This is a genomic window from Helicobacter pylori, assembly GCF_001998165.1.
GTDB lineage: Bacteria > Campylobacterota > Campylobacteria > Campylobacterales > Helicobacteraceae > Helicobacter > Helicobacter pylori_DL.
Genome location: NZ_MTWR01000036.1, coordinates 1 through 21,449 on the forward strand (window position 1 = coordinate 1; position 21,449 = coordinate 21,449).

Genomic DNA, 21,449 nt, shown 5'->3' on the forward strand with positions numbered 1-21,449 from the left:
ATGTTTTAAGGAACAGCGATTTTAGATTTTGGTGAGCTTGGTTTTAAGGGTGTTTTAGTAGAAACAATTGCTATTGTTACACAAAAATCAAAAGAAGTTTTAGCACGTTCGTTACCCCTAAATCTAAGCATCAAGCAAAAGCTAAGCTATATTTTTGACAAACAATTACCCTATTGGGTTATCTATCGTAACGCTTTTTTTGATAAGGTGTTTCATTCCATGCAGTTTGGTCTTTTTGAAGTGTTTAGAGACAGACAAATCACTAATTCTGTGTTAGTTAAAAATGGTATTCGTGTGATTAAATCTCGCAATATTGATGAAAACGGGAAGATTATTAGCATTGAAAATTACGATAGCTACATTCAAGAAGAGGTTTTAAATCCGTTCAAGATAGCTTCATTTTTAAACAGAGATGATGTCTATTTAACCCCCAACATGACCTATAAACCAAGGATTTTAAAAAAAGAAAAAGGCTATGTGGTTAATGGATCTGTGGCTATTTTAATCCCTAAAAACCCTATATCTTTAAGCAAGAAACAATGCGATTATATCTCTAGCATTGAATTTAGAGATTTTTATAAAATCGCTAGGAATTATCAAACGCGCACCTTAAATATTGATAGCATGAGTTGCTTTTGGTTTGGGATTTTAAAGGATAGCTAATGAAAGAACAGCAAATTATTGATTTTTTAAAACTTAGAAATTATGATATTAGAAAAACACAAAACGCGCGATGGATAGATCAAAATTGTATTTTAGAATTTACGCAATATAATATTGAAAAATCATTTTCTATTAGGGATATTTGGGATAGCCCTTACACCAATGAAAATGTTAAAATGATTTTTTCTAAACCTGATTTAAATTCTGACTTTTCCATGCATGAATACGATAAGTTTTTTTCTCAGCCTATTAAATTACTAGCCTATAGCGGTATTTTATTTGAAACAAAAACTGGCAATAGAAATATTTATACCATACAAAACATAGAGCTATTAGAATATCTCATGCAAAGAGAAACAAACGCTTTAAAATTCCTTATTTTATACATTCAAAAGGTATTAATGGATAATGGGATTGATCCTATATTTGACAACTTTTTACAAAAACAAGACACAGAAAGTTTTAAACAACTAAAAGATGGTTTCACTCATTTTACTATCAATAACACAGCAATCAAAAACACTACGGAATGTTTTAGGATTTTTACTAAAATTATCAATCCTTTAGCTTTTTATTATGGTAAAAAAGGCACAAGAAAAGGGTTTTTATCCAACACTATAATTACAAAAGATGAGCTTAATTACAATCGTATCAATTGGCGAGATATAGGAAAAGATAAAAATATCACCAGACAAGAATACGATCTTATAAACTCTAAAAGGATTGCTAATTCTAACTATCTTATTTCAAAAGCTAAGAAAGTGGTGAAACAATATAATGATAAATTCAATCATTCTCTTTCTGAAGTGAAAGGAGAAAATGAAACAGCGCAAGCCACACAAATACACCATATTTTCCCTATTCAAGACTTTCCTCTTATTGCTGATTATATAGAAAATCTTATCGCACTCACGCCTAATCAGCATTTTATTTACGCCCACCCTAATAATCAAACCCGCCTGATTGATAAAGGTTTTCAATATATCTGTTTATTAGCTAAAACAAATATAATTTTTAATGACACTCAAGGCGTATATGATTGGAACGATTATATTGTTGTGTTGAATATGGGTCTTAAAACAACTATCTTTTCTCAAGTCAAGAACGAATGGGAATTATTAGAAGCAATAGATGCTTTTTATTTTGATTTTAACAAGAGCAAAGATCCAAGTTGGTCATACTTGCTAGATAAAAACGATTTAAGAGCTTTCAAGCTAAAATTTTAATAAGTTTTATTGAAACTGGCTATAAAAACCCGCTTGACTTATCTTAGTCTTTCTTAAGCCATGCTTTGTTAGTAGCATTCTAAAACCTTTAAACAAAAACTAATGAGCGTTATTTTATAATCCTTTAAAAAAATGAAAGGTTATTGTTGCTTGTTTCTTGCTTTTTAAACGCTATTGACCCTTTTAATTTAGGGGTGTTGTTGAGCCGTTTTCAAATCAAAAATGGTTGTATTTATGGGGTGTGTTCTTACAAGTCTTCAAAATTTGTCCATGGCTATGAAGAAAGCAAAGTGCAGGTTTTAAACGCTCTCAATACTTTAAGCGTGCATCCAATTTGGCAATCCAATCAAGAGAGCGTTACAAAAATCAAAGGAACTTTTGTTTTTATTTTAGAAAACGACTTGCATTTAGACGAAAACGCTTTCTACAAGAAACTCTTAAACTCGCTCATAGACAACGACTTTTTTAACCGCTCTAATTTAATGAATTTAATGACTCTCAATCAAAAACGCTTTTTAAGCGGTTTTTTTGAAAGCAGGGGCAGCATTGATACGCAACGAAATTTTTTAACTTTAGATTACTTCTTTCATAGCCCTTTAGAATTTAACAAGTTCCATTATTTAATTGATTTTTTCAATATCCCTAGCGAAGCGCTGAATTTTAATTTTAGGGAATTACAGCATGAACATGTGCAAGGCATTAACCAACGAAACGCTCAATTCAGGATTTATTTGGATTGGTATTTATACCATATCGGTCTGTTTAACCCCTATAAAGTGCGAATCGCTCATCATGTTTTTAAAACTACCCTTATTTATGATGGTATTTATTATAAATTAAACTATCCGCCAACAACAAAGTATCATGGTAATGGCTTTACAGAACGCGCTCATTTTTATTTGAAAAATATTTATCAACAGGATTTAGATGATAAAAGCATTGAAAGATTAAGGGAACAGTTAGGATGGATTCAAAAGAGTGAGGAATTTAGACGAGATAGCAAAATCATCAATTTTTATCGTATTTCAACGCCTAATGTTTGCAGTGCATGCTGTGATGATTATGACATTAAAGAAAGAAGTTTTCTTTCTTTACCTTTATATCAAATCACTCAAAGATCTGATTCCTACTATACTGAAATACACCATGTGATTTCTTTAGGCAAAAATAAAGAATTAGATGTTTTAGAAAATCTCGCTAAACTTTGCCCTACTTGTCATAGGGCTTTAAAAAAGGGGGCTAGCGCAGAAGGGTTTCAAAAACGCTTGATTAGAAATATTCTCAATCGCAATAAAGACAATTTAGAGTTCGCGCAATTGCGTTTTGAAACCGATGATTTTCCAACGCTTGTTAATCGTATTTGTGAAAGCTTGAAATGAGTTATAAAATTTTAGATTTATTTTGTGGGGCTGGGGGTTTTAGCACTGGGTTAGAGTATTTAAAAGAGTTTGACACTTTAATAGGGCTAGATTGCGATAAACAAGCCCTAATCACTTTTGAAAACAACCATAAAAACGCTATAGGTGTTTGTGGGGACATCACTCAAGCTGAAATTAAAGAAAAAGTCATCAAACTAGCCCAAACATTAGAAATCAACATGATCATTGGCGGACCTCCCTGTCAAGGCTTTTCTAATAAAGGGAAAAATTTAGGGCTAAAAGACCCTAGGAATTTTTTATTCTTAGAATATATAGAAATAGTCAAAGCCATAAAGCCAGAAATTTTTATCATTGAGAATGTGAAAAACATAATCTCTTGCGCTAAAGGCTATTTTTTAGAAGAAATTAAAGAAAGGTTGAACGCTTTAGGGTATCAATTAAGCTATCAAATCCTAAACGCTAAAGATTATGGCGTGCCTCAAAACAGAGAGAGGGCTTTTATTGTAGGGGCTAGTCGTTTTAGTTTTGATTTCAATCTTTTAGAGCCTTCTCAAAGCGTGAATATTCAAGATGCCATAAGCGATTTAGCTTATCTTTGTTCTAATGAGGGGGCGTTTGAGAGCGATTATTTAAACCCTATCCAATCAAGCTATCAGGCTTTAATGCGAAAAGATAGCCCCAAATTATACAACCATCAAGCCACCAACCACTCGCAAGCCGCTTTAGAGAAATTAAAGCTCATTAACAAAGAGCAGGGCAAAGAATGCTTGCCTAAAAACTTGCATGGCAAACAGCAATTCAAAAGCACATGGGGGCGCTTAAATTGGAATAAAATCAGCCCCACCATAGACACACGATTTGACACTCCCAGCAACGGCACCAACTCCCACCCCGAATTGCACCGCTCTATCACGCCCAGAGAAGCGGCCAGGATACAAAGTTTTAGCGATAATTATATCTTTTATGGCAATAAAACGAGCGTTTGTAAGCAAATCGGTAACGCTGTGCCTCCTCTTCTAGCCCTAGCCTTAGGCAAAGCGATCTTAAAAAGCTTAAGAAAATGATACAAATTTATCACGCTAACGCTTTTGAAATCATCAAAGATTTTCACCAGCAGAATTTAAAAGTGGATGCGATCATCACGGATCCTCCTTACAACATTTCGGTTAAAAACAATTTTTCCACCCTAAAGAGCGCTAAAAGACAAGGTATAGACTTTGGGGAATGGGATAAAAATTTCAAGCTTTTAGAATGGATCAAGCGCTACGCCCCCCTAATCAATCCAAACGGCTGCATGGTGATTTTTTGCTCTTACAGGTTTATAAGCTATATCGCTGATTTTTTAGAAGAAAACGGCTTTGTAGTCAAAGACTTTATCCAATGGGTTAAAAATAATCCCATGCCAAGAAACATCCACCGGCGCTATGTCCAAGACACGGAATTTGCCCTGTGGGCGGTTAAAAAGAAAGCTAAGTGGGTGTTTAACAAACCTGAAAATGAAAAATACTTACGGCCTTTGATTTTAAAAAGCCCTGTGGTGAGCGGGCTTGAAAAGACCAAACACCCCACGCAAAAAAGCCTAGCCTTAATGGAAAAAATCATTTCCATCCACACAAACCCTAATGACATCGTTCTAGATCCTTTCATGGGGAGCGGCACCACCGGCTTAGCGTGCAAAAATTTAGAACGAAATTTTATCGGCATAGAATCAGAAAAAGAATATTTTCAAACCGCCAAAAAGCGTTTGAATCTGTTTTAAAAACGCTATTTGAATGAGATTGTGTTATAGTTGTTTAAAAGGATATTTTGAATGAAAAGAATGTTAGCGGAGTTTGAAAAAATCCAAGCGATTCTAATGGCGTTCCCCCATGAGTTTAGCGACTGGGCGTATTGCATCAAAGAGGCTAGGGAAAGTTTTTTAAACATCATTCAAACCATAGCCCAACACGCTAAAGTGCTAGTGTGCGTCCATAATAACGATACTATCGGCTATGAAATGCTTAAAAACTTACCCGGTGTAGAGATCGCAAAGGTCGACACTAACGACACATGGGCTAGGGATTTTGGAGCGATCAGTATTGAAAATCAGGGCGTTTTAGAGTGCTTGGATTTTGGCTTTAATGGTTGGGGGTTAAAATACCCGTCCAATTTAGACAATTTAGTGAATTTCAAACTCAAAAGTTTAGGGTTTTTAAAACACCCTTTAAAAACGATGCCCTATATTTTAGAGGGCGGGAGCGTAGAAAGCGATGGGGCTGGGAGTATTTTAACCAACACCCAATGCCTGCTAGAAAAAAATCGTAACCCCCATTTGAATCAAAATGAGATAGAAAACATGCTTAAAAAGGAATTAGGGGCTAAACAGGTGCTGTGGTATTCTTATGGCTATCTCAAAGGCGATGATACGGATAGCCATACCGACACGCTCGCTCGCTTTTTAGATAAAGACACCATTGTTTATAGCGCATGCGAGGATGAAAACGATGAGCATTACACAGCCTTAAAAAAAATGCAAGAAGAATTAAAAATCTTTAAAAAACTAGACGGAACGCCTTATAAACTCATTCCTCTAGAAATCCCTAAAGCCATTTATGATGAAAACCAACAACGCTTGCCGGCGACTTATGTGAATTTTTTATTGTGCAATAACGCTTTAATCGTCCCCACTTACAACGACCCTAAAGACGCGCTCATTTTAGAAACCTTAAAACAACACACGCCCTTAGAAGTGGTAGGGGTTGATTGCAACACTTTAATCAAACAGCATGGGAGTTTGCATTGTGTAACGATGCAACTTTATTGAATAAAATCACGCTTTTTGGCGTGGTTCAAGGCGTGGGCATGCGCCCTTTTGTTTATACCCTGGCTCAAAAATTAGAGCTTGTAGGCTTTGTGCGTAACACCCAAGCGGCTTTAGAGATCATCTTACCCGCTCACAAAACAGAGTCTTTTTTAAACGCCCTAAAAAAAGAATTACCCCCCTTAGCTTTGATTAAAAAAATCATTATTAGCCCTTATGATAAGGCGCTTCATTTCAATGGTTTTAGGATTTTAGAAAGCAAGAACCACCCTTTAAATTTGCTCAGTCAAATCCCTAAAGATTTAGGCGTGTGCAAGGATTGCTTGCACGAAATTAGAGATAAAAACTCCCCTTATTTTCATTACGCTTTCAATTCTTGCGCGAAATGCGGGGCGAGATACAGCCTTTTAAACGCCATGCCCTATGACAGAGAAAACTCCGCCTTAAAACCTTTCAAACTCTGTGAATTTTGTGCTTCTATTTATCAAGACCCTACCAATAAGCGCTTCCACATTCAAGGCATCAGCTGCAAAAAGTGCGGTATCGCGCTCAATTATAAGCGATTCAAAAACGATGACGCTCTTTTAGAATGCACTAAAGACATTCAAAAAGGTAAAATCATCGCTCTTAAAGGTTTGGGAGGCTTTGCTCTCTTGTGCGATGCGAGGAATTTTCAAACCATAGAAAGATTACGGCTTTTAAAAAACCGCCCCTTAAAGCCTTTCGCGCTCATGTTTAAAGATTTGAACACAGCCAAACAGCATGCGTTTTTGAACGCGTTAGAATGCGAAAGCTTAATTTCTGCAAGCGCCCCCATTCTTTTAGCGCGTAAAAAACCCGATACACCATTAGCCCCCAATATCGCTAAAAACTCCCCCTTTTATGGCGTGATTTTGCCCTATACCCCTTTGCATACTCTATTATTGGATTTATTGGATTTCCCTATTGTGTTCACGAGCGCGAATTTCAGCTCCCTCCCTTTAGCAAGCGATGAAAAAGAGATCGATTCGCTTCATTTTATTTTTGATTTTAAGCTCACGCACAATCGCGCCATCATCCACAGGATTGATGATAGTATCGCACAGCGCGTGGATAATATCATTCGCCCCATGCGTTTGGCTAGAGGGTTTGCCCCCCTTTACCTTGCTTTGCCCAAACGCTCTAACCATTCACCCAAAAAGATTTTAGCGCTTGGAGCGGAGCAAAAAGGGCATTTTAGCTTATTGGATAGCGAAACTTCCATTCTTTTACTCTCGCCTTTCTGTGGGGATTTGAGCGTTTTAGAAAATGAAAAACACTTTAAAGAAACCTTGAATTTTTTCTTAAAAACCTATGATTTCAAACCCACGCTCTTAGCTTGCGACAAGCATCAAAACTACACCACCACTCAAATGGCTTTTGAATTTAATACGCCCTTATTGCAAGTCCAGCACCACCATGCCCACTTTTTAGCGAGCGTCTTAGACGCATTGTTACAAGATCCGCATTTAAACCACCCCTTTATAGGTATTGTTTGGGACGGGAGTGGGGCTTACGAAAATAAGATTTATGGGGCGGAGTGTTTTGTGGGGGATTTTGAATACATTGAAGAAGTGGCTAGGTTTGAAGAATTTTGGCTTTTAGGGGGGCAAAAAGCGATCAAAGAGCCTAAACGCTTGGTTTTAGAGATCGCTTTAAAACACCAACTCAACAAGCTTTTAGAGCACGTTCAAAAACATTTTAAAGAAGACGAATTAGAAATTTTTAAACAAATGCATGACAAAAAAATTCAAAGCGTCGCTACCAATTCCATAGGGCGTTTGTTTGATATAGTGGCGTTTAGTTTGGATTTAGTGGGAACGATTAGTTTTGAAGCAGAGAGCGGGCAGGTTTTAGAAAATCTAGCCCTACAAAGCGATGAGAGTGCTTTTTACCCTTTTACAATCAAAAACAGCGTGGTGCATTTGAAGGAATTCTATCAAGCGTTTGAAAAGGATTTGGGCGTTTTAGAGCCTGAACGCATCGCTAAGAAATTTTTTAACAGCCTAGTAGAAATCATTACCGCTTTGATTGCGCCTTTTAAAGAGCATGTGGTGGTGTGCAGTGGGGGCGTGTTTTGCAACCAATTGTTGTGCGAACAATTAGCCAAGCGATTCAAAAAGCTTCAAAGGGAGTATTTTTTCCACAAGCATTTCCCCCCTAATGACAGCAGTATCCCTATCGGTCAAGCCTTAATGGCGTATTTCAACCCTACAATCATCAAAAAAGGATAAAAAGGATAAAAATGGATAGCGTAACTCTAGCATGCGGGAACGGAGGAAAAGAAACAAACGCTTTGATTGAGCGGGTCTTTATGCTCTATTTAAAAGAATGGATTATTGCGTTTGATGAAGACGCCCCTAAATTTAAAGCTAGTGGGGAATATTGCGTGAGCACGGATAGTTTTGTCATCACGCCCTTAATTTTTAATGGGGGCGATATAGGCAAGCTTTGCGTTTGCGGGAGCGCGAATGACGTGAGCGTGCAAGGGGGCGAACCTTTGTTTTTGAATATGGGTTTTATTTTAGAAGAAGGCTTAGAAATCCCTCTTTTAAAGCAAATTTTACAATCCATACAAAAAGAATTGTTTAAAGCCAACTTAAAACTCCTCTCCCTAGACACTAAAGTCGTGCCAAAGGGGAGCGTGGATAAGCTTTTTATCAACACAACCTGTATAGGTAAAATCATCAAGCCAGGGATTTCTTCGCGCCATTTAAAGCAAGGGCAAGCCATTATCCTAAGCGACACGATCGCCAATCATGGGGCAAGCTTGTTTGCGATGCGTCATGAAATCAAGCTTAAAACGAATCTAGAAAGCGATTGCCAATTGCTCTATCCTTTATTAAAACCCCTATTTTTAAGCGATCTCAAAATTGATGCTTTAAGAGATGCGACTAGGGGCGGGTTAGCGAGCGTGCTGAACGAATGGGCGAACAGCTCCAGAGTGAAAATCGTTATAGAAGAAGAAAAAATCCCCTTAAAAGAAGAAACTAAAGGGATTTGCGAGATTTTAGGTCTAGAACCCTACACGCTAGCTAATGAGGGGGTGTTTGTGTTAGCGCTCAATCAAAAAGACGCCCCTAAAGCCTTAGAAATTTTAAAAAGTAATGAGAAAGCGAAAAACGCTTGCGTGATCGGCGGGGTGTTTGAAAACCCTTATCCTAGCGTGGTTTTAAAGAACGCATGGGGTTTTGAAAGGATTTTAGAGACGCCAGAGGGCGAATTATTGCCTAGGATTTGTTAAAACCAAGGTGCTTTTTAAAACCCTACCGCCTTTGCCCTCTAAAATTTTTTAGAGATCGCCTAAGTCTAAATCTGCTACACTCAAGCTATTTGAGAGAAAACTTACAATAAGAGAGCGTTTTAATAGTTGGTGTTACAAAAAAAGCGAGCTTGATATTGATGATAAAAAAACGCTTGAGATTGAGAGTGAAGCGACCAAGCCCCTTTTTAATGGCTCAAGTTTGTTTGAAGCGAATGTAAGCACAATATCGTAAAATCGCTAGCCTAACGCCTAATGGCGGAGCGTTTTTATAGCTCTATAAGAGCCTTGATTTTAGATCAAACCTCTAAAAGCTTCAAATAATACTCATAAGCTTCTTTGATGCCTTGCTCTAAAGGGATTTCTAACTCCCATTTTAAAGCCTTTTGTTTGGAAATATCCATAAGCTTTTGTTGCATGCCCACTGGTTTGGATAAGTCTTTCACAAACACGCCCTTATAGTCTAAAACCTGAGCGACCATTTCATAATACTCTTCAATGCTGTAATCCACGCCAGAGCCGACATTCATCACGCTAGGCATTTGAGCGATATCCTCATAAGCGAGAGCGATGAATTTCGCTAAATCTTTAGCGTTTAAATACTCTCTTCTGGCCGTGCCATCGCCCCACATCGCAAAATTTTTTTCATTTTTTAATTTAGCGGTGTGCATCCTAGCAATAAGCCCTGGTATCATGTGCGCTATCTTTTCTTCAAACTTGTCAAACTCGCCATAAAGGTTGCAAGGCACTAGAGTTTTATAAAAAACGCCCTTTTCAGCGCTCACGTATTCGCAATACTTCATCACAGAGAGTTTGGCTAAAGCGTAGCCTTCATTCGTTGGCTCTAAAGAGCCGTTCAATAAATCGCTCTCTTTTAAAGGGTTAGGGGCGTATTTAGGATAAGCGCAAGAGCTCGCTAGATTAATGGCTTTTTTGATGCCCAAATCCAAAGCGCTAGAAAAAAGGTACAAGCCCATGAGTAAATTCTCAACCATGTAAGTTGAAAGATCGTTCATGTTCGCCACAATGCCCCCTACTCTCCCGGCGCAATGGATAATGCCTGTAGGTTTGTATTCTTTCAAATAAGCTTGGACATTGTCTTTATCCAATAAATACAATTCGCTCTTTTTAGGGGTGAGTAAAGTAACATCAGGCTTGTTTTTTTTAAAATACAACGCCGTGTTCTGCCCCACCATGCCATAAGCGCCGGTGATTAAAATGATCTCATTCATAAAAATTCCTTAAAGTATAGCCCCCATCTTGCAAGTAAAGGTTTTTCTGGCATTCTTTTAAATCGTATTCTAACATGTCCTTAACCAACTCTTTTAAATCGTATTCCCTAACCCAGCCCAGCTCTTTTTCAGCCTTAGTGGGATCGCCTAAGAGCAAATCCACTTCAGTAGGCCTGAAATAGCGCTCGTCTATACGCACCACGATTTTGCCTGCTTTTAAATGGCTTAAGTTTAATTGTAAAGCGTTCGCTCTTTTTTCATCAATGCTTTTAATCAAACCGATTTCTTTAATCCCTGTATTTTGAAATTCTAGATCAATACCGATAAATCCAAAGCTCATTTTCACAAAATCGCGCACGCTTGTGGTCTTCCCTGTAGCGATCACATAATCTTGGGGGATGGGTGCTTGGAGCATTAAATGCATCATTTTCACGTAATCTTTGGCATGCCCCCAGTCTCTTTTAGCGTCTAAATTCCCTAAATACAAGCAATCCGTTAAGTTATACGCTATCGCGCTAGCGGCTCGTGTGATTTTGCGGGTTACAAAAGTTTCGCCCCTTACCCTGCTCTCATGGTTAAAAAGGATGCCATTAACCGCAAACAAATTATAAGCTTCTCTGTAATTTTTAGTGATGTAAAAGGCATACATTTTAGCGACCGCATAGGGGCTTCGTGGGTTAAAGGGGGTGTTTTCGTTTTGTGGGGTTTCTAAAACTTCGCCATACAATTCGCTCGTACTGGCTTGATAAAAGCGCGTTTTATTTTCTAAGCCTAAAATCCGCATGGCCTCTAAAATCCTTAGCGTGCCAATACCATCAGCGTTAGCGGTGTATTCTGGGGTTTCAAAAGAGACTTTCACATGGCTTTGAGCGGCTAGATTATAAATTTCTGTAGGCTTAGTGGTAGCGATTAAATGGATAAGGTTAGAGCTATCGGTCATATCCCCATAGTGCAAGAAAAAACGCCTTTTATGATCGCTATGCAAATCTTCATACAAATGATCGATCCTAGAAGTGTTGATGCTAGAAGAGCGCCTTTTTAACCCATGCACTTCATAGCCCAAATTCAGCAAGTATTCAGCCAGATAGCTCCCGTCTTGCCCGGTAACCCCGGTGATCAAAGCGATTTTTTCTTTCATTATTGTTCCTTATATTAAATTTTTTTGATTTTGTCTGTTAAAATCATCATCAACCCTTACAATATCGTCTTCACCGACATACTCGCCCACTTGGACCTCTATGATGATCAAAGGGATTTTGCCGTAATTAGCCAGGCGGTGTAGGGTGTTTTTAGGGATATAAGTGGACTCATTAGCTTGCAATTCAAACATTTTATGATCCAATTCCACGCTCGCCATCCCGCTAATCACCACCCAGTGTTCGCTCCTGTGGAAATGCTTTTGTAAAGAAAGCCTTGCGTTAGGTTTGACTTCTAAAATCTTAACCTTGTAACAACCGCTCTCATGCAAGACTTCATAGCTCCCCCAAGGGCGATACACTTTAGTGTGCGTTTGCAACAATTCTTGATTATGCGTTTCTATCTCGCTCACTAGGGCTTTTAAATCCTTAGCTTTGTCTTTATGAGCGATTAAAAGAGCGTCTTTAGTGTCAATGATCGCTAAATCCTCAACGCCTAAAAGAGCGCTCACTTTATGAGAAAACACTAAATTATTCTCGCTCTCTTTGGCAAAAACAGGCGTTTGATTCAGGCTGACATTTTCTTTAGTGCCGTTAGCCGCTTCTTCAAAAAGAGCGTTAAAATTCCCTAAATCGCTCCACTTGGCGTTTAATCCTACCATTTTGATTTTGTGGCTTTGCTGCATTAAAGCAATATCCACGCTCACATCTTCTAAATCTTGCATGCTCTTTTCGCTCAAACACGCGATCTTTTGTTCAAAAAAATACGTGTTTTCTAACGATTCAAACGCTCTTTCGCACCCCTTTAAAATAGTAGGGGCATGCTTTTTTAGTTCGTCTAAAAAAACGCCCGCTTGGAAAACAAACATGCCGCTATTGAAATAAAAACCCCCGCTTTTTTGAAACTCTATCGCTTTTTCTAGGCTTGGCTTTTCAATGAATCGCTTGACATCTAAAGCGTTAGGGCTTTCAATATACCCAAACTCCGTGTTGGGCTTGTCAATACTCACCCCAAAAGTGACTAAAAAACCTTTTTGGGCTAAATTAATCGCTTTTTTTATCGCATTTTCATACGCTTGAAGATCTTTAATCAGATGATCGCTTGGCGTAACGATGAGTAAATCTTCCCTCTCGCTCATTAAAGCGCTCAAACTAATGGCGTTAGCGGTGTTTTTACTCAAGCTCTCTAATAAAAAACCCACGCTCTTGTTTTGGATTTCGTTTTTTATTTCTTCTAGGGCTAAAAAATAATGCTTTTCATTGCACACGATGAGCGTTTCATCTACTAAGGAAGCGTTTCTTTTAAAACTCAACTCAAACAAGCTTTTATGATCAAAAAGCTTTAAAAATTGCTTAGGGTATAGGCTACGGCTTAAAGGCCATAAGCGTTTGCCGCTCCCCCCACTCAGTAAGATATTTTTAATTTTCATGGGTTTTCTTGTTAGGCTCTCTTTTGTTTTTTAGGGTTATTATAGCGTTTTTAATTGGGCATTTTTGAGTCACTTCAAAAACTCAGCGATGACTTCATTCTCTCTGGGTATAGGGAAAAAGATGTCAGTATTGGGCGAAATGAATACCCTACTCCCCTCTCTAATCACCACAATGGGAGCGATTTTGCTCTTGTCTCTTAAAATTTGATTGACCACTTGATTGATCCCCATGCCGCTTTGCCTCATCAACTGCATTAAAAGATAATCCCCAAAGAAATTGGTGGCTCCTTCTTTATTGCCCCTGTTATTTAAAGCTGAAGTGATCCCAATCAATAGGCCGTTAGTGAGCGTAGAAAGCAGTAACGGCACGCCATAGCGCTGGAAATTCCTTTCAATCAATTCCCCCACTAAGCCGTTATAGCCTTTAATGTCCGCCCCTTTAGCGTTAGTGAGCATGATATTGATGCCATGGGGAGTGATGATGCGACTCCATACAATATCCAAGCGGTATTCGCCCATTTTGTTATTGTTACTGTAATAGCCTATGACTTTAGAGCCTTTGGGGATTAAGACGGCTTTGCCCATGTGAGCGAAAATATCGCTTTCCACTTGCGCAATCACTTTACCAGCGATCTGGCTAGAAATGGGCGTGATCAAAAAAGCGGGTATCATTTTATCCGCTGTAATGGTGCGTAAAAGCTTGTTTTCATTAGTGGCGGTGTCTTTTTCTTTAAGGTTAGTGAAACCATCAATGCCCTTAGGGTTATCCATGGGGAAAATCAGGTTTTCTTCGTAATTTTTAGGGCCTTGTTTGAAAGGGGTGATGCGAGCGGCTAGTAAATCTAATTGCTTTAGAGAAAAATCTTTTTTAGGGGGGGTTGTGTTTGCTTTTAAATCCATGGGAGGGTTCTTAAAAGTTTCTTCTTTAGAATAATTCATTTCTTTGGAGTTTAGGGCTTTTAAAGCGGCTTTAAGCTGTTCTTGTAAGGCTTTGATGGTAGCGTCTTTGGAGCTTTCTGTGTTGGTTGGCTGTGGGCTTTGAGTGAAGGTGTAGTCTTGTAAGGGGTATTTCACCTCATCGTCATTTAAAAGGCTAGGCTGGTTATTTAAGGGGGCTTTTGGCTTTTGATGATAGACTAAAGAAATGGTTGTAATCGTTGCAAAACCCCCTACAAAAACAATCGCCCCCTTAAGCCACTTATTCATCTTTAGCCTTTTTGACAAAACGGATGCACAAATAGTCCTTGCCCAACCTTAAAGTCCATTTAGTAGAAACGTCTTCAGCGATAATGTAATCGCCTACAATCCTAGTATTCACCGGGTTATCATAGCCATCAACGACTTTATAAATCACCGGGAATTTAGAGAGCGCTAATCTTTTGTCAAATTTGAAATAAGTGAATTGCTTGTCGTTAAAGATTTCTTTAGGCATCAAAGAGAGCTTGGATTTTTTAGAACAAATCCCTAAACAATACCATTTCCTTTGAGAGCTTTTTAAAGCCTTATAGCCTTTTTGGATGTCTTTTTTAATAATTTTCATCGCATTAGTGTTATCGCCAATAATTATAGTCTCTTCTTCTTTTTCTTTGGCTTCTTCTTTTTCTTCTTTTAAGGGTTTGTTGTTTGTGGGAGCGTTTTCAAGGGTATTTTCTTTATTTTCTTTATTTTCTTTATTTTCTTTTTCTTTATTTTCTTTATTTTCTTTTTCTTTATTTTCTTTTTGGGGCTTGATAAAAGCGTTAGAATAATAGTTTTTATCTTCTATGAAAACCTGTAAATTAGGGTGTTTGGAGCTGGTGAAAGTGGTAGAAAACACATAGAAAGAAAAAATCTTACCCTCACTATCTATCACACTGATATTAGAATCCACGCCGATTTGTAAAGGCTTGATGAGCAAAATGCGATCGTTACTCTCTAAGATTTTCGCATCAAAACCCACCTTATCCCCTAAAACAAAATCGCTAATGGGTTTTGAAAAAAACAATAAGGTCGCCATCGCATAACGCAAGCGGATTTTATAGGTTTGCCCCTGAAAGTAATCAATGTTCAAAGTGTTGGACATTTTGGAGCGGTTTTTATCAAAAAAGCTCCCTTGAATGGCGTTTAAATCCTGCATGGGGTGGTTTAAATTCGCCGGGGCTGTTTCGTTAGCTTCTTCTAAAAAATCATCGGCTCTTAAAGTGCTAAAAGCCAACAAAAAGCCCATGAGGGCATATAAAACCTTACGCATCAATCGCCCCTATTAGTCGGCGCGATTTCAGTGATGCTGTAGCGAGTGATTTTAAAGCCGGTAGGGTTTTTAGGCATGGAAGCGTAATCAAAATCCGGGGTGTCAAACAGATAACTCAATACGATCTTATAACGCTTTTCATACACGAGCTTGTTTTCATTCGTTAGTTTAGCCGCAATGGAAACGCTCGCAATGGGGTTATTGTCTTGCTGATAGATCGCAATATTGACGATATGGACTTCTCTTTCTAAATGGCTTTGTGCATAGATGCTGTTTTGGGTTTTAATCAAATCTTCAAAGCGTTGCCACACCTTAGAACTGCTTTGCAAGCGCACCAGTTCATAGCGCGATTTATCGTCAATGCGGTTAATGCTCTCTCGGTTTAACACATACGCCCCAATGAGCGAACGAGCCAACGCTTCATTACTAGAAATGCTTTTATCCGCTCTTTGGATAATGGCGTAATGCTTGTCCTGGTTTAAAAAATCCACGAAATGGTGTTCGGTTTTTTGTAAGGGTAGAAGACTGATTAACACGATCGCTAAAATAAGAGCGATAAAACTCATCAAGCCTAAGAGCTTGTAAGCGATTTTCAAGCGGTTCCTCTCCAGTCTGAACACGCTTTGCATGTCCAAATCATTCACCGAAAAACCAGAAAGCTTGTTTTCTAAATGCTTTTCTTGGTGGCTTAAAAGCTCTTCTAAATAGATCAATTGCTCGCTGTTGAAAGGCTTTTCTCTCATGCGAGATTTAACCTGTTTTCATACAAGGTGCAAGGGCTTTTTTTCATCTCATGCACCTTACTGGTGCAACCAAACAGCACAAGTCCCATAATAACAAAAAAAATTCTCATTAAATTCCTATTTATTTAAATTTCATTTTTTGTATTTATTGTATCCTTTTTAACCTTTTTTTGCTTGAAATTTGGGATTTTTACATCTAATTGAGTGGTTTCTACCTTAAATGTGGGGGAATGTGTTTCTTTTTCTTTAGAAACGCTACCGCTTGTAGAAGTAGAAACGCTAGAGGGAGCGGGTGGGGTTGTGGTATATTGTAAAGATTGCAAAGCACTTTGAGTGAGGTTAGCGCTCAAATTGGTGGCGAGTTTGTAAGTTTCTTTGAGACTGTTTTGCACCCTAAACAAAGCGTTGATGAAAAAAGGTACGCCGATGATAAAAACGCAACACAAAAATAACGCCACCACCAATAAAAAGCTTAAATCTTGTTTTTCTTGCATGCTAGCGTCCATTAACGCCTTAGTAACCGACACGTTCAAAAACCCCACCAACAACAAAAAAGGCTTGTAAAACCCAAGAGCGAAGCATTTTTTAAGGCATATAATCACAACGCTCCTCCAGTTTTTAAAAAACCCAAACGCTAAAAACAGCGCCCCTAAAGAGCACCACACATGCGCTTCCAAATACACTAAAATGATGATCGCAAACAGCACACTCAAAAAAAGCGCTTGCAAAATGCTTAAAAAAAGCCACACGGACATTTCATTATGGCTCAAATCGCTAATGAAACTAAGGGCATAGAAACCATGATTGAAGATAAAATCTAAAGAAAGCGCGTGGTTAGAAAAGTTACTCAAGCTTTGAGAAAGGCTTTGCGCAATCATGTTAGGCGCAATAAAAATAGCGTTTTGAAACAATTCATAAAAGCGCGAAGGGTTTTTCAAAGCGTAGTTAAACAGCGCAAAAAACCCCACAAACCATAACGCCTCTAAAAGCGTGCTAGCGCTGAAGAAATTCTGTTCTTTCAAACTCCTATAAGCAAAAAGCATGAACGCCAAAGCGACCGCGCTATTAAACACCAATTGCGCATGCAAGGTGTAGAGGAAAAATTCAGCGAAACGCCCTAAAATCGCCGTGAGAGGCGTGATAAACCAAGAAAGAATGATTTCATAAGCGTCATTTTTCATCAATGTTTCAACGGACTTTAATGTAAAATTCAAAGCCTTGACGCCAGACTAATAATTCAATTTTAGGCGCGCTTAACGCTTCTCTTAACGCCTTCGGGTTGAACGAAACGCTTTTATGATTCACCCATAAAATCCTATCCCCAAGCTTTAAAAAATCCAATCCTTTGGGCAAATGAGCGCCTATTTTAGTGATGATAAAACGCCTATCTAAAGCGATGCCATAGCGCTCTAAAAAAGTGTCTTTGAGCAAAAACCCCCCATAGCGTTTATTGACTTTGAGCGTTACTTCTTTGATTTGATGGTTTCGTTTGATCTTCACTTTGGCAAGGCTTTGGTATGAAAGATTGCTCACCACCCATTCAAACTCCGCTAACGAGCGGATCTTGTAATCATTGATCGCTAGGATTTCATCGTTTTTTAAAAAAGGGTTTTTAGGGAAAAAGGGATCGAATTGCGCTACCACTAAACGCTTATGATGTTCTTCTAAACGCACCCCAATATCCCCATAATAAGGCTCTTTTTGGTTTAAAAAGCGCTTGATAAATTTCGTTTCTATAAAGCCGTTCCCCCCTACCCCTAGCCCTAGCATTTGATAGCAAATATTGCTGATAACGCCATTTTTTTGGGTTTTTTGTGAAATTTGAGCGTAGCGCTCATAACCTTTTTGCCCTACCAATAATCGCGCTTCTGTGGCTTGATTAGTCCCTATACTGGCCATGGGTCTTATAAGGGCGTCTTTGTCTAAATCCCTTAATGTATAAACATACTCGCTTGGCGCACTTTGCAACAAATACAGCCCTACAAAAGGATCGGATTTGATGACTTTGGCGTGTTTAGGGTAGGTTTTGGAATAATACAAATACACGCCTTTAGGCAATTCCTTTAAAGCCACGCCCCCATTTTTAAGGCTCGCTTTTTTAAAAAACGCCTGACAATGCTTGAAATCATAAGCCCCTAAGCCATTCAAAAAAAACCATAGAACGATAAAGGTAATAAGGGCTTTGTGAAACATCACAATTTAGCAAAATTCCCCAACATGTTAAAGGCTAAATTTTTTCGGTTTTCTTCTACGGCTTTATACCCGTCGTTCAAAGCACTCATCAAATAGATTTGCATCGCTTCTTTATCTTCCAACAGGCTGTCATCAATTTGCAAATCCACTAACTCCCCCAACCCATTAAAACTCACGCTCACCATTCCCCCACCGCTTTTGGAAGTGTGGATCGTGTCTTTATTCTTTTCTTCTAGTTGGGAAAACTCTTTTTTCATGCCGTCTAACAACCCGCTTAACCCGCCCAATTGACTAAAATCCATCTCTAACCCTTTTCTAAAATTTCGTTTTTTTCATCCACTAGCACGATGTTTGGCTTGTGCACGTTGATTTCATCTTCATTCATGCTCGCATAAGCTAAAATGATCACCACATCGCCTATGGCCACCTTTCTGGCCGCTGCGCCGTTGACACAAATTTCGCCCCTTTTTTTCCCTAAAATCACATAGGTGCTAAAGCGTTCGCCGTTATTGACATCCACGATTTCCACTTTCATGCCCTCTCTGAGCTTAGCGAGCTTGGCTAAATCCTCATCTATGGTGATCGAGCCTATATAGTTGAGATTAGCGTCCGTGATAGTCGCCCTATGGATTTTACTATAAAGCATTTCAAAAGTCATTTTCTTTCACCTTTTGCGCGCGCTTGATTTCTTTCAAAACCAATTGGTTTTTTTCCAACAAGCAAGCGATCTTACAAGGTTTTTTAAACGATTGTAAGAGCAGTATATCGCTTAATTGGGTTTTGATTTCATTGTGAATGATTTTTTTAATTTCTCTCGCTCCTAAAGTCGTTTGATAGCTCTTTTGCGCGATAAATTTCACAACTTCTTTATGGAATTTTAAGATCACGCCTTGCTCTAGCGCTAGGGCTTTTAATTTGTCTAATTCCACAGAAACAATGCGTTCAAAATCCTCCAAACTGAGCGCGTTAAACGGCACGATCGCATCGATCCTAGAGCGTAATTCAGGGGTCAAAAGCTCTTTAACGGCTTTATCATACTTGGCGTTTTTAGCGCTAAAAAACCCCAGCGTGTCCTTATCCTTACTCCCCACATTTGAAGTCATAATCAGTATCACATGCTTAAAACTCGCCTTGTTGCCTAAATTATCGCTCAAAGTGGCGTTATCCATCACCTGCAACAACAAATCATACACATTAGGGTGGGCCTTTTCTATCTCATCTAAAAGCAGCAAACAATGCGGGTGCTTTTTAATCGCATTCACCAATAACCCCCCTTGCTCAAACCCCACATAACCGCTAGGACTCCCAATGAGCTTTGCCACGCTATGGGCTTCTTTGTATTCGCTCATGTCAAAGCGTTCAAAATGCAAATTCAAATTCAAGGCCAATTCTTTAGCCAATTCTGTTTTCCCCACCCCACTAGGCCCTACGAATAAAAAGCTCCCCACAGGCTTATTTTTTGCAGAAAGCCCGCAATGCTGGATTTTGATCGCATTACTGACAAGGTTGATCGCTTCTGTTTGAGCAAAAATCTTATTTTTTAGCGATTTTTCCAAATTCCTTAAAAGGGCTTTTTTATCGCTGTTTAAACGCATTTTAGGGATTTTAAGCTTGAGAGCGAGCGTTTCTTGCACGTCATCAACGCTGATTTTTTTGCCTTTTTTAGGGTTGATCTTTTTCCTTGATCCCACCTCATCTAATAATTCAATCGCCTTATCCGGCAAGAATTTATCATGCATGTAATCACTCGTTAAATCCACGCATGCCTTAAACACGCTTTCATTATAACGCACCTGGTGGTGCTCTTCATAAAGGGGGGCAATATTCTTTAAAATCAAGTAACACGCTTCCTTAGAAGGCTCTTCAACATTCACTATAGAAAAGCGCCTGTTGAAAGCCTTGTCTTTTTCAAACACGCTGCGGTATTCTTCAAAAGTGGTCGCCCCCAAACATTTCAAGCTCCCATCCGTTAAAACCGGTTTTAACATATTCGCCGCATCCAAGCTCCCAGCGTTACTGCTCCCTGCACCTAAAAGGGTGTGGATTTCATCAATGAATAAAATGATACGGCCGTTTTGTTGGATCTCTTTGAGCGTTTTTTTCAAGCGTTTTTCAAAATCCCCTCTGTATTTTGCCCCAGCCACCATTAAAGCTAAATCCAAAGAATAGACTTCATATTCTTGCAAAAACTCCGGCACTTCTTTTTGAGCGATTTTTAAAGCCAAAGCTTCAGCGATAGAAGTTTTCCCTACGCCCGCTTCGCCAATTAAAAGCGGGTTGTTCTTTTTCCTGCGCCCTAAAATTTCTATCACTCTTAAAATCTCTTCTTCTCTGCCAATGACTGGATCTAAAGCGTTATCTTGGGCTAAAGTGCTCAAGTTTTTAGCGTATTTTTTTAGGGGAGTGCTTTTGGGCGCTTCTTCATTATTAATGTCATTATCATTAATATCATTAGGGTTATCAAAATCCAATAAAGCGGACTTGAAATACGAACGAGTGATGCCAAAACTATCCAGGAGTTTTGAAGCGTAACAATCATCGTATTCTAAAATGAAAATAAGCAATTCTTCCACGCCCACGCTATCCAAGTAACTCGCATACATTTTTTTAAACACTCTTGCTAATACGGGACTCCTGTCTGGTATTTTGGCTGGATCGTTTTTTAAAGGAATGTATTGTTGCAAGTAGTCTTTAAGGATTTGCTCCATTTTATGGTAGTTATCTTCTTCTAAAGTATTAAAAATCCTTATTCCAATCCCATGCTCTAAAATGGCTAACAGCACATGCTCTGTGGTGCAAAGGACATGGTTAAAATCTAGGGCTAAATCTAAAGCATGAGATAAAACTTCATTCAAATCTTTATTGAATTTGTCCATTATTTTACCTCTTGCACCATTAATCTTAAAGGGAATCTTAACGCTCTGGCTTTGTCCCTCACGCATACCGCCTTATATATGGCGATTTCATAAGGATAAACGCCACAAACCCCATCGCCATCACGATGGATGCTTAGCATGAGTTTTTGAGCTTCTTCTAAAGGCTTGTCAAAAAAATCCCTTAAAGCAGAAACCATAAATTCCGCTGTCGTAATGGAGTCATTAAGCATGATCACTTGCGACATGGTGGGGGATGGTGGG

At 38.7% G+C, this 21,449-nt stretch carries 20 protein-coding genes and 1 pseudogene; 8 read left to right on the plus strand and 13 right to left on the minus strand.

Annotated elements, in window-relative coordinates:
* Positions 1-15 precede the first annotated feature (15 nt).
* From BZK24_RS04810 to hypE, 8 genes and pseudogenes are all read left to right on the plus strand, one after another.
* Positions 16-663: pseudogene (locus BZK24_RS04810) on the plus strand (DNA (cytosine-5-)-methyltransferase); the annotation flags it as partial.
* Positions 663-1,889 (plus strand): restriction endonuclease, encoded by a 1,227-nt coding sequence (locus BZK24_RS04815; protein WP_077656744.1) that lies wholly within the window; start codon positions 663-665, stop codon positions 1,887-1,889. The pseudogene BZK24_RS04810 and the gene BZK24_RS04815, both read left to right, overlap by 1 nt.
* Before the next feature lie 146 nt (positions 1,890-2,035).
* On the plus strand, positions 2,036-3,268 hold the full coding sequence (locus BZK24_RS04820; protein WP_077656745.1) for an HNH endonuclease signature motif containing protein: 1,233 nt from the start codon (positions 2,036-2,038) through the stop codon (positions 3,266-3,268).
* A complete protein-coding gene (locus tag BZK24_RS04825) occupies positions 3,265-4,332 on the plus strand; it encodes a DNA cytosine methyltransferase (protein WP_077656746.1) in 1,068 nt (355 codons plus the stop codon). The genes BZK24_RS04820 and BZK24_RS04825 overlap by 4 nt, the downstream gene beginning before the upstream one ends.
* Positions 4,329-5,027 (plus strand): DNA-methyltransferase, encoded by a 699-nt coding sequence (locus BZK24_RS04830; RefSeq protein WP_077656747.1) that lies wholly within the window; start codon positions 4,329-4,331, stop codon positions 5,025-5,027. The genes BZK24_RS04825 and BZK24_RS04830 overlap by 4 nt, the downstream gene beginning before the upstream one ends.
* 51 nt (positions 5,028-5,078) lie before the next feature.
* Positions 5,079-6,071 (plus strand): agmatine deiminase family protein, encoded by a 993-nt coding sequence (locus BZK24_RS04835; protein ID WP_077656748.1) that lies wholly within the window; start codon positions 5,079-5,081, stop codon positions 6,069-6,071.
* Positions 6,068-8,320: a carbamoyltransferase HypF gene (gene hypF, locus BZK24_RS04840; RefSeq protein ID WP_171972406.1), complete on the plus strand. Its 2,253-nt coding sequence runs from the start codon at positions 6,068-6,070 to the stop codon at positions 8,318-8,320. The genes BZK24_RS04835 and hypF overlap by 4 nt, the downstream gene beginning before the upstream one ends.
* A gap of 11 nt (positions 8,321-8,331) precedes the next feature.
* Positions 8,332-9,330, plus strand: a complete 999-nt coding sequence (gene hypE, locus BZK24_RS04845) for a hydrogenase expression/formation protein HypE (protein WP_077656750.1) — start codon at positions 8,332-8,334, stop codon at positions 9,328-9,330.
* 317 nt (positions 9,331-9,647) lie between these two features.
* On the opposite strand, the gene BZK24_RS04860 is transcribed toward hypE, so the two are convergent.
* The 13 genes from BZK24_RS04860 to BZK24_RS04915 form a co-directional block, all read right to left on the minus strand.
* Positions 9,648-10,580, minus strand: coding sequence for a GDP-L-fucose synthase family protein (locus BZK24_RS04860; protein WP_077656751.1), 933 nt, complete (start codon positions 10,578-10,580; stop codon positions 9,648-9,650).
* Positions 10,573-11,718 (minus strand): GDP-mannose 4,6-dehydratase, encoded by a 1,146-nt coding sequence (gmd, locus tag BZK24_RS09060; protein ID WP_143424383.1) that lies wholly within the window; start codon positions 11,716-11,718, stop codon positions 10,573-10,575. Before gmd ends, BZK24_RS04860 begins: the two co-directional genes overlap by 8 nt.
* A gap of 9 nt (positions 11,719-11,727) precedes the next feature.
* Positions 11,728-13,146, minus strand: a complete 1,419-nt coding sequence (locus BZK24_RS09065; RefSeq protein ID WP_143424384.1) for a mannose-1-phosphate guanylyltransferase/mannose-6-phosphate isomerase — start codon at positions 13,144-13,146, stop codon at positions 11,728-11,730.
* Between the two features lie 69 nt (positions 13,147-13,215).
* Entirely contained in the window at positions 13,216-14,352 is a 1,137-nt protein-coding gene (locus BZK24_RS04870; protein WP_077656752.1) for a DNA type IV secretion system protein ComB10, read from the minus strand.
* Positions 14,345-15,376, minus strand: coding sequence for a TrbG/VirB9 family P-type conjugative transfer protein (locus BZK24_RS04875; RefSeq protein ID WP_077656753.1), 1,032 nt, complete (start codon positions 15,374-15,376; stop codon positions 14,345-14,347). The genes BZK24_RS04870 and BZK24_RS04875 overlap by 8 nt, the downstream gene beginning before the upstream one ends.
* Complete coding sequence (locus tag BZK24_RS04880; RefSeq protein WP_077656754.1) at positions 15,376-16,119, minus strand: VirB8 family type IV secretion system protein; 744 nt, start codon at positions 16,117-16,119, stop codon at positions 15,376-15,378. The genes BZK24_RS04875 and BZK24_RS04880 overlap by 1 nt, the downstream gene beginning before the upstream one ends.
* Positions 16,116-16,229: a hypothetical protein gene (locus BZK24_RS04885; RefSeq protein WP_001217877.1), complete on the minus strand. Its 114-nt coding sequence runs from the start codon at positions 16,227-16,229 to the stop codon at positions 16,116-16,118. Before BZK24_RS04885 ends, BZK24_RS04880 begins: the two co-directional genes overlap by 4 nt.
* A gap of 15 nt (positions 16,230-16,244) precedes the next feature.
* A complete protein-coding gene (locus BZK24_RS04890; protein WP_077656755.1) occupies positions 16,245-17,300 on the minus strand; it encodes a P-type conjugative transfer protein TrbL in 1,056 nt (351 codons plus the stop codon).
* Positions 17,301-17,307: 7 nt separating this feature from the next.
* Positions 17,308-18,312, minus strand: a complete 1,005-nt coding sequence (locus tag BZK24_RS04895; RefSeq protein ID WP_077656756.1) for a PDZ domain-containing protein — start codon at positions 18,310-18,312, stop codon at positions 17,308-17,310.
* Entirely contained in the window at positions 18,312-18,614 is a 303-nt protein-coding gene (locus tag BZK24_RS04900) for a YbaB/EbfC family nucleoid-associated protein (RefSeq protein WP_000347926.1), read from the minus strand. The genes BZK24_RS04895 and BZK24_RS04900 overlap by 1 nt, the downstream gene beginning before the upstream one ends.
* A gap of 2 nt (positions 18,615-18,616) precedes the next feature.
* On the minus strand, positions 18,617-18,970 hold the full coding sequence (panD, locus tag BZK24_RS04905) for an aspartate 1-decarboxylase (protein WP_077642785.1): 354 nt from the start codon (positions 18,968-18,970) through the stop codon (positions 18,617-18,619).
* A complete protein-coding gene (locus tag BZK24_RS04910) occupies positions 18,960-21,188 on the minus strand; it encodes an AAA family ATPase (protein ID WP_077656757.1) in 2,229 nt (742 codons plus the stop codon). The genes panD and BZK24_RS04910 overlap by 11 nt, the downstream gene beginning before the upstream one ends.
* The gene (locus tag BZK24_RS04915; protein WP_001878683.1) at positions 21,188-21,433 is read right to left on the minus strand and encodes an ATP-dependent Clp protease adaptor ClpS; all 246 of its coding nucleotides are present in this window, start codon (positions 21,431-21,433) and stop codon (positions 21,188-21,190) included. Before BZK24_RS04915 ends, BZK24_RS04910 begins: the two co-directional genes overlap by 1 nt.
* Positions 21,434-21,449 lie beyond the last annotated feature (16 nt).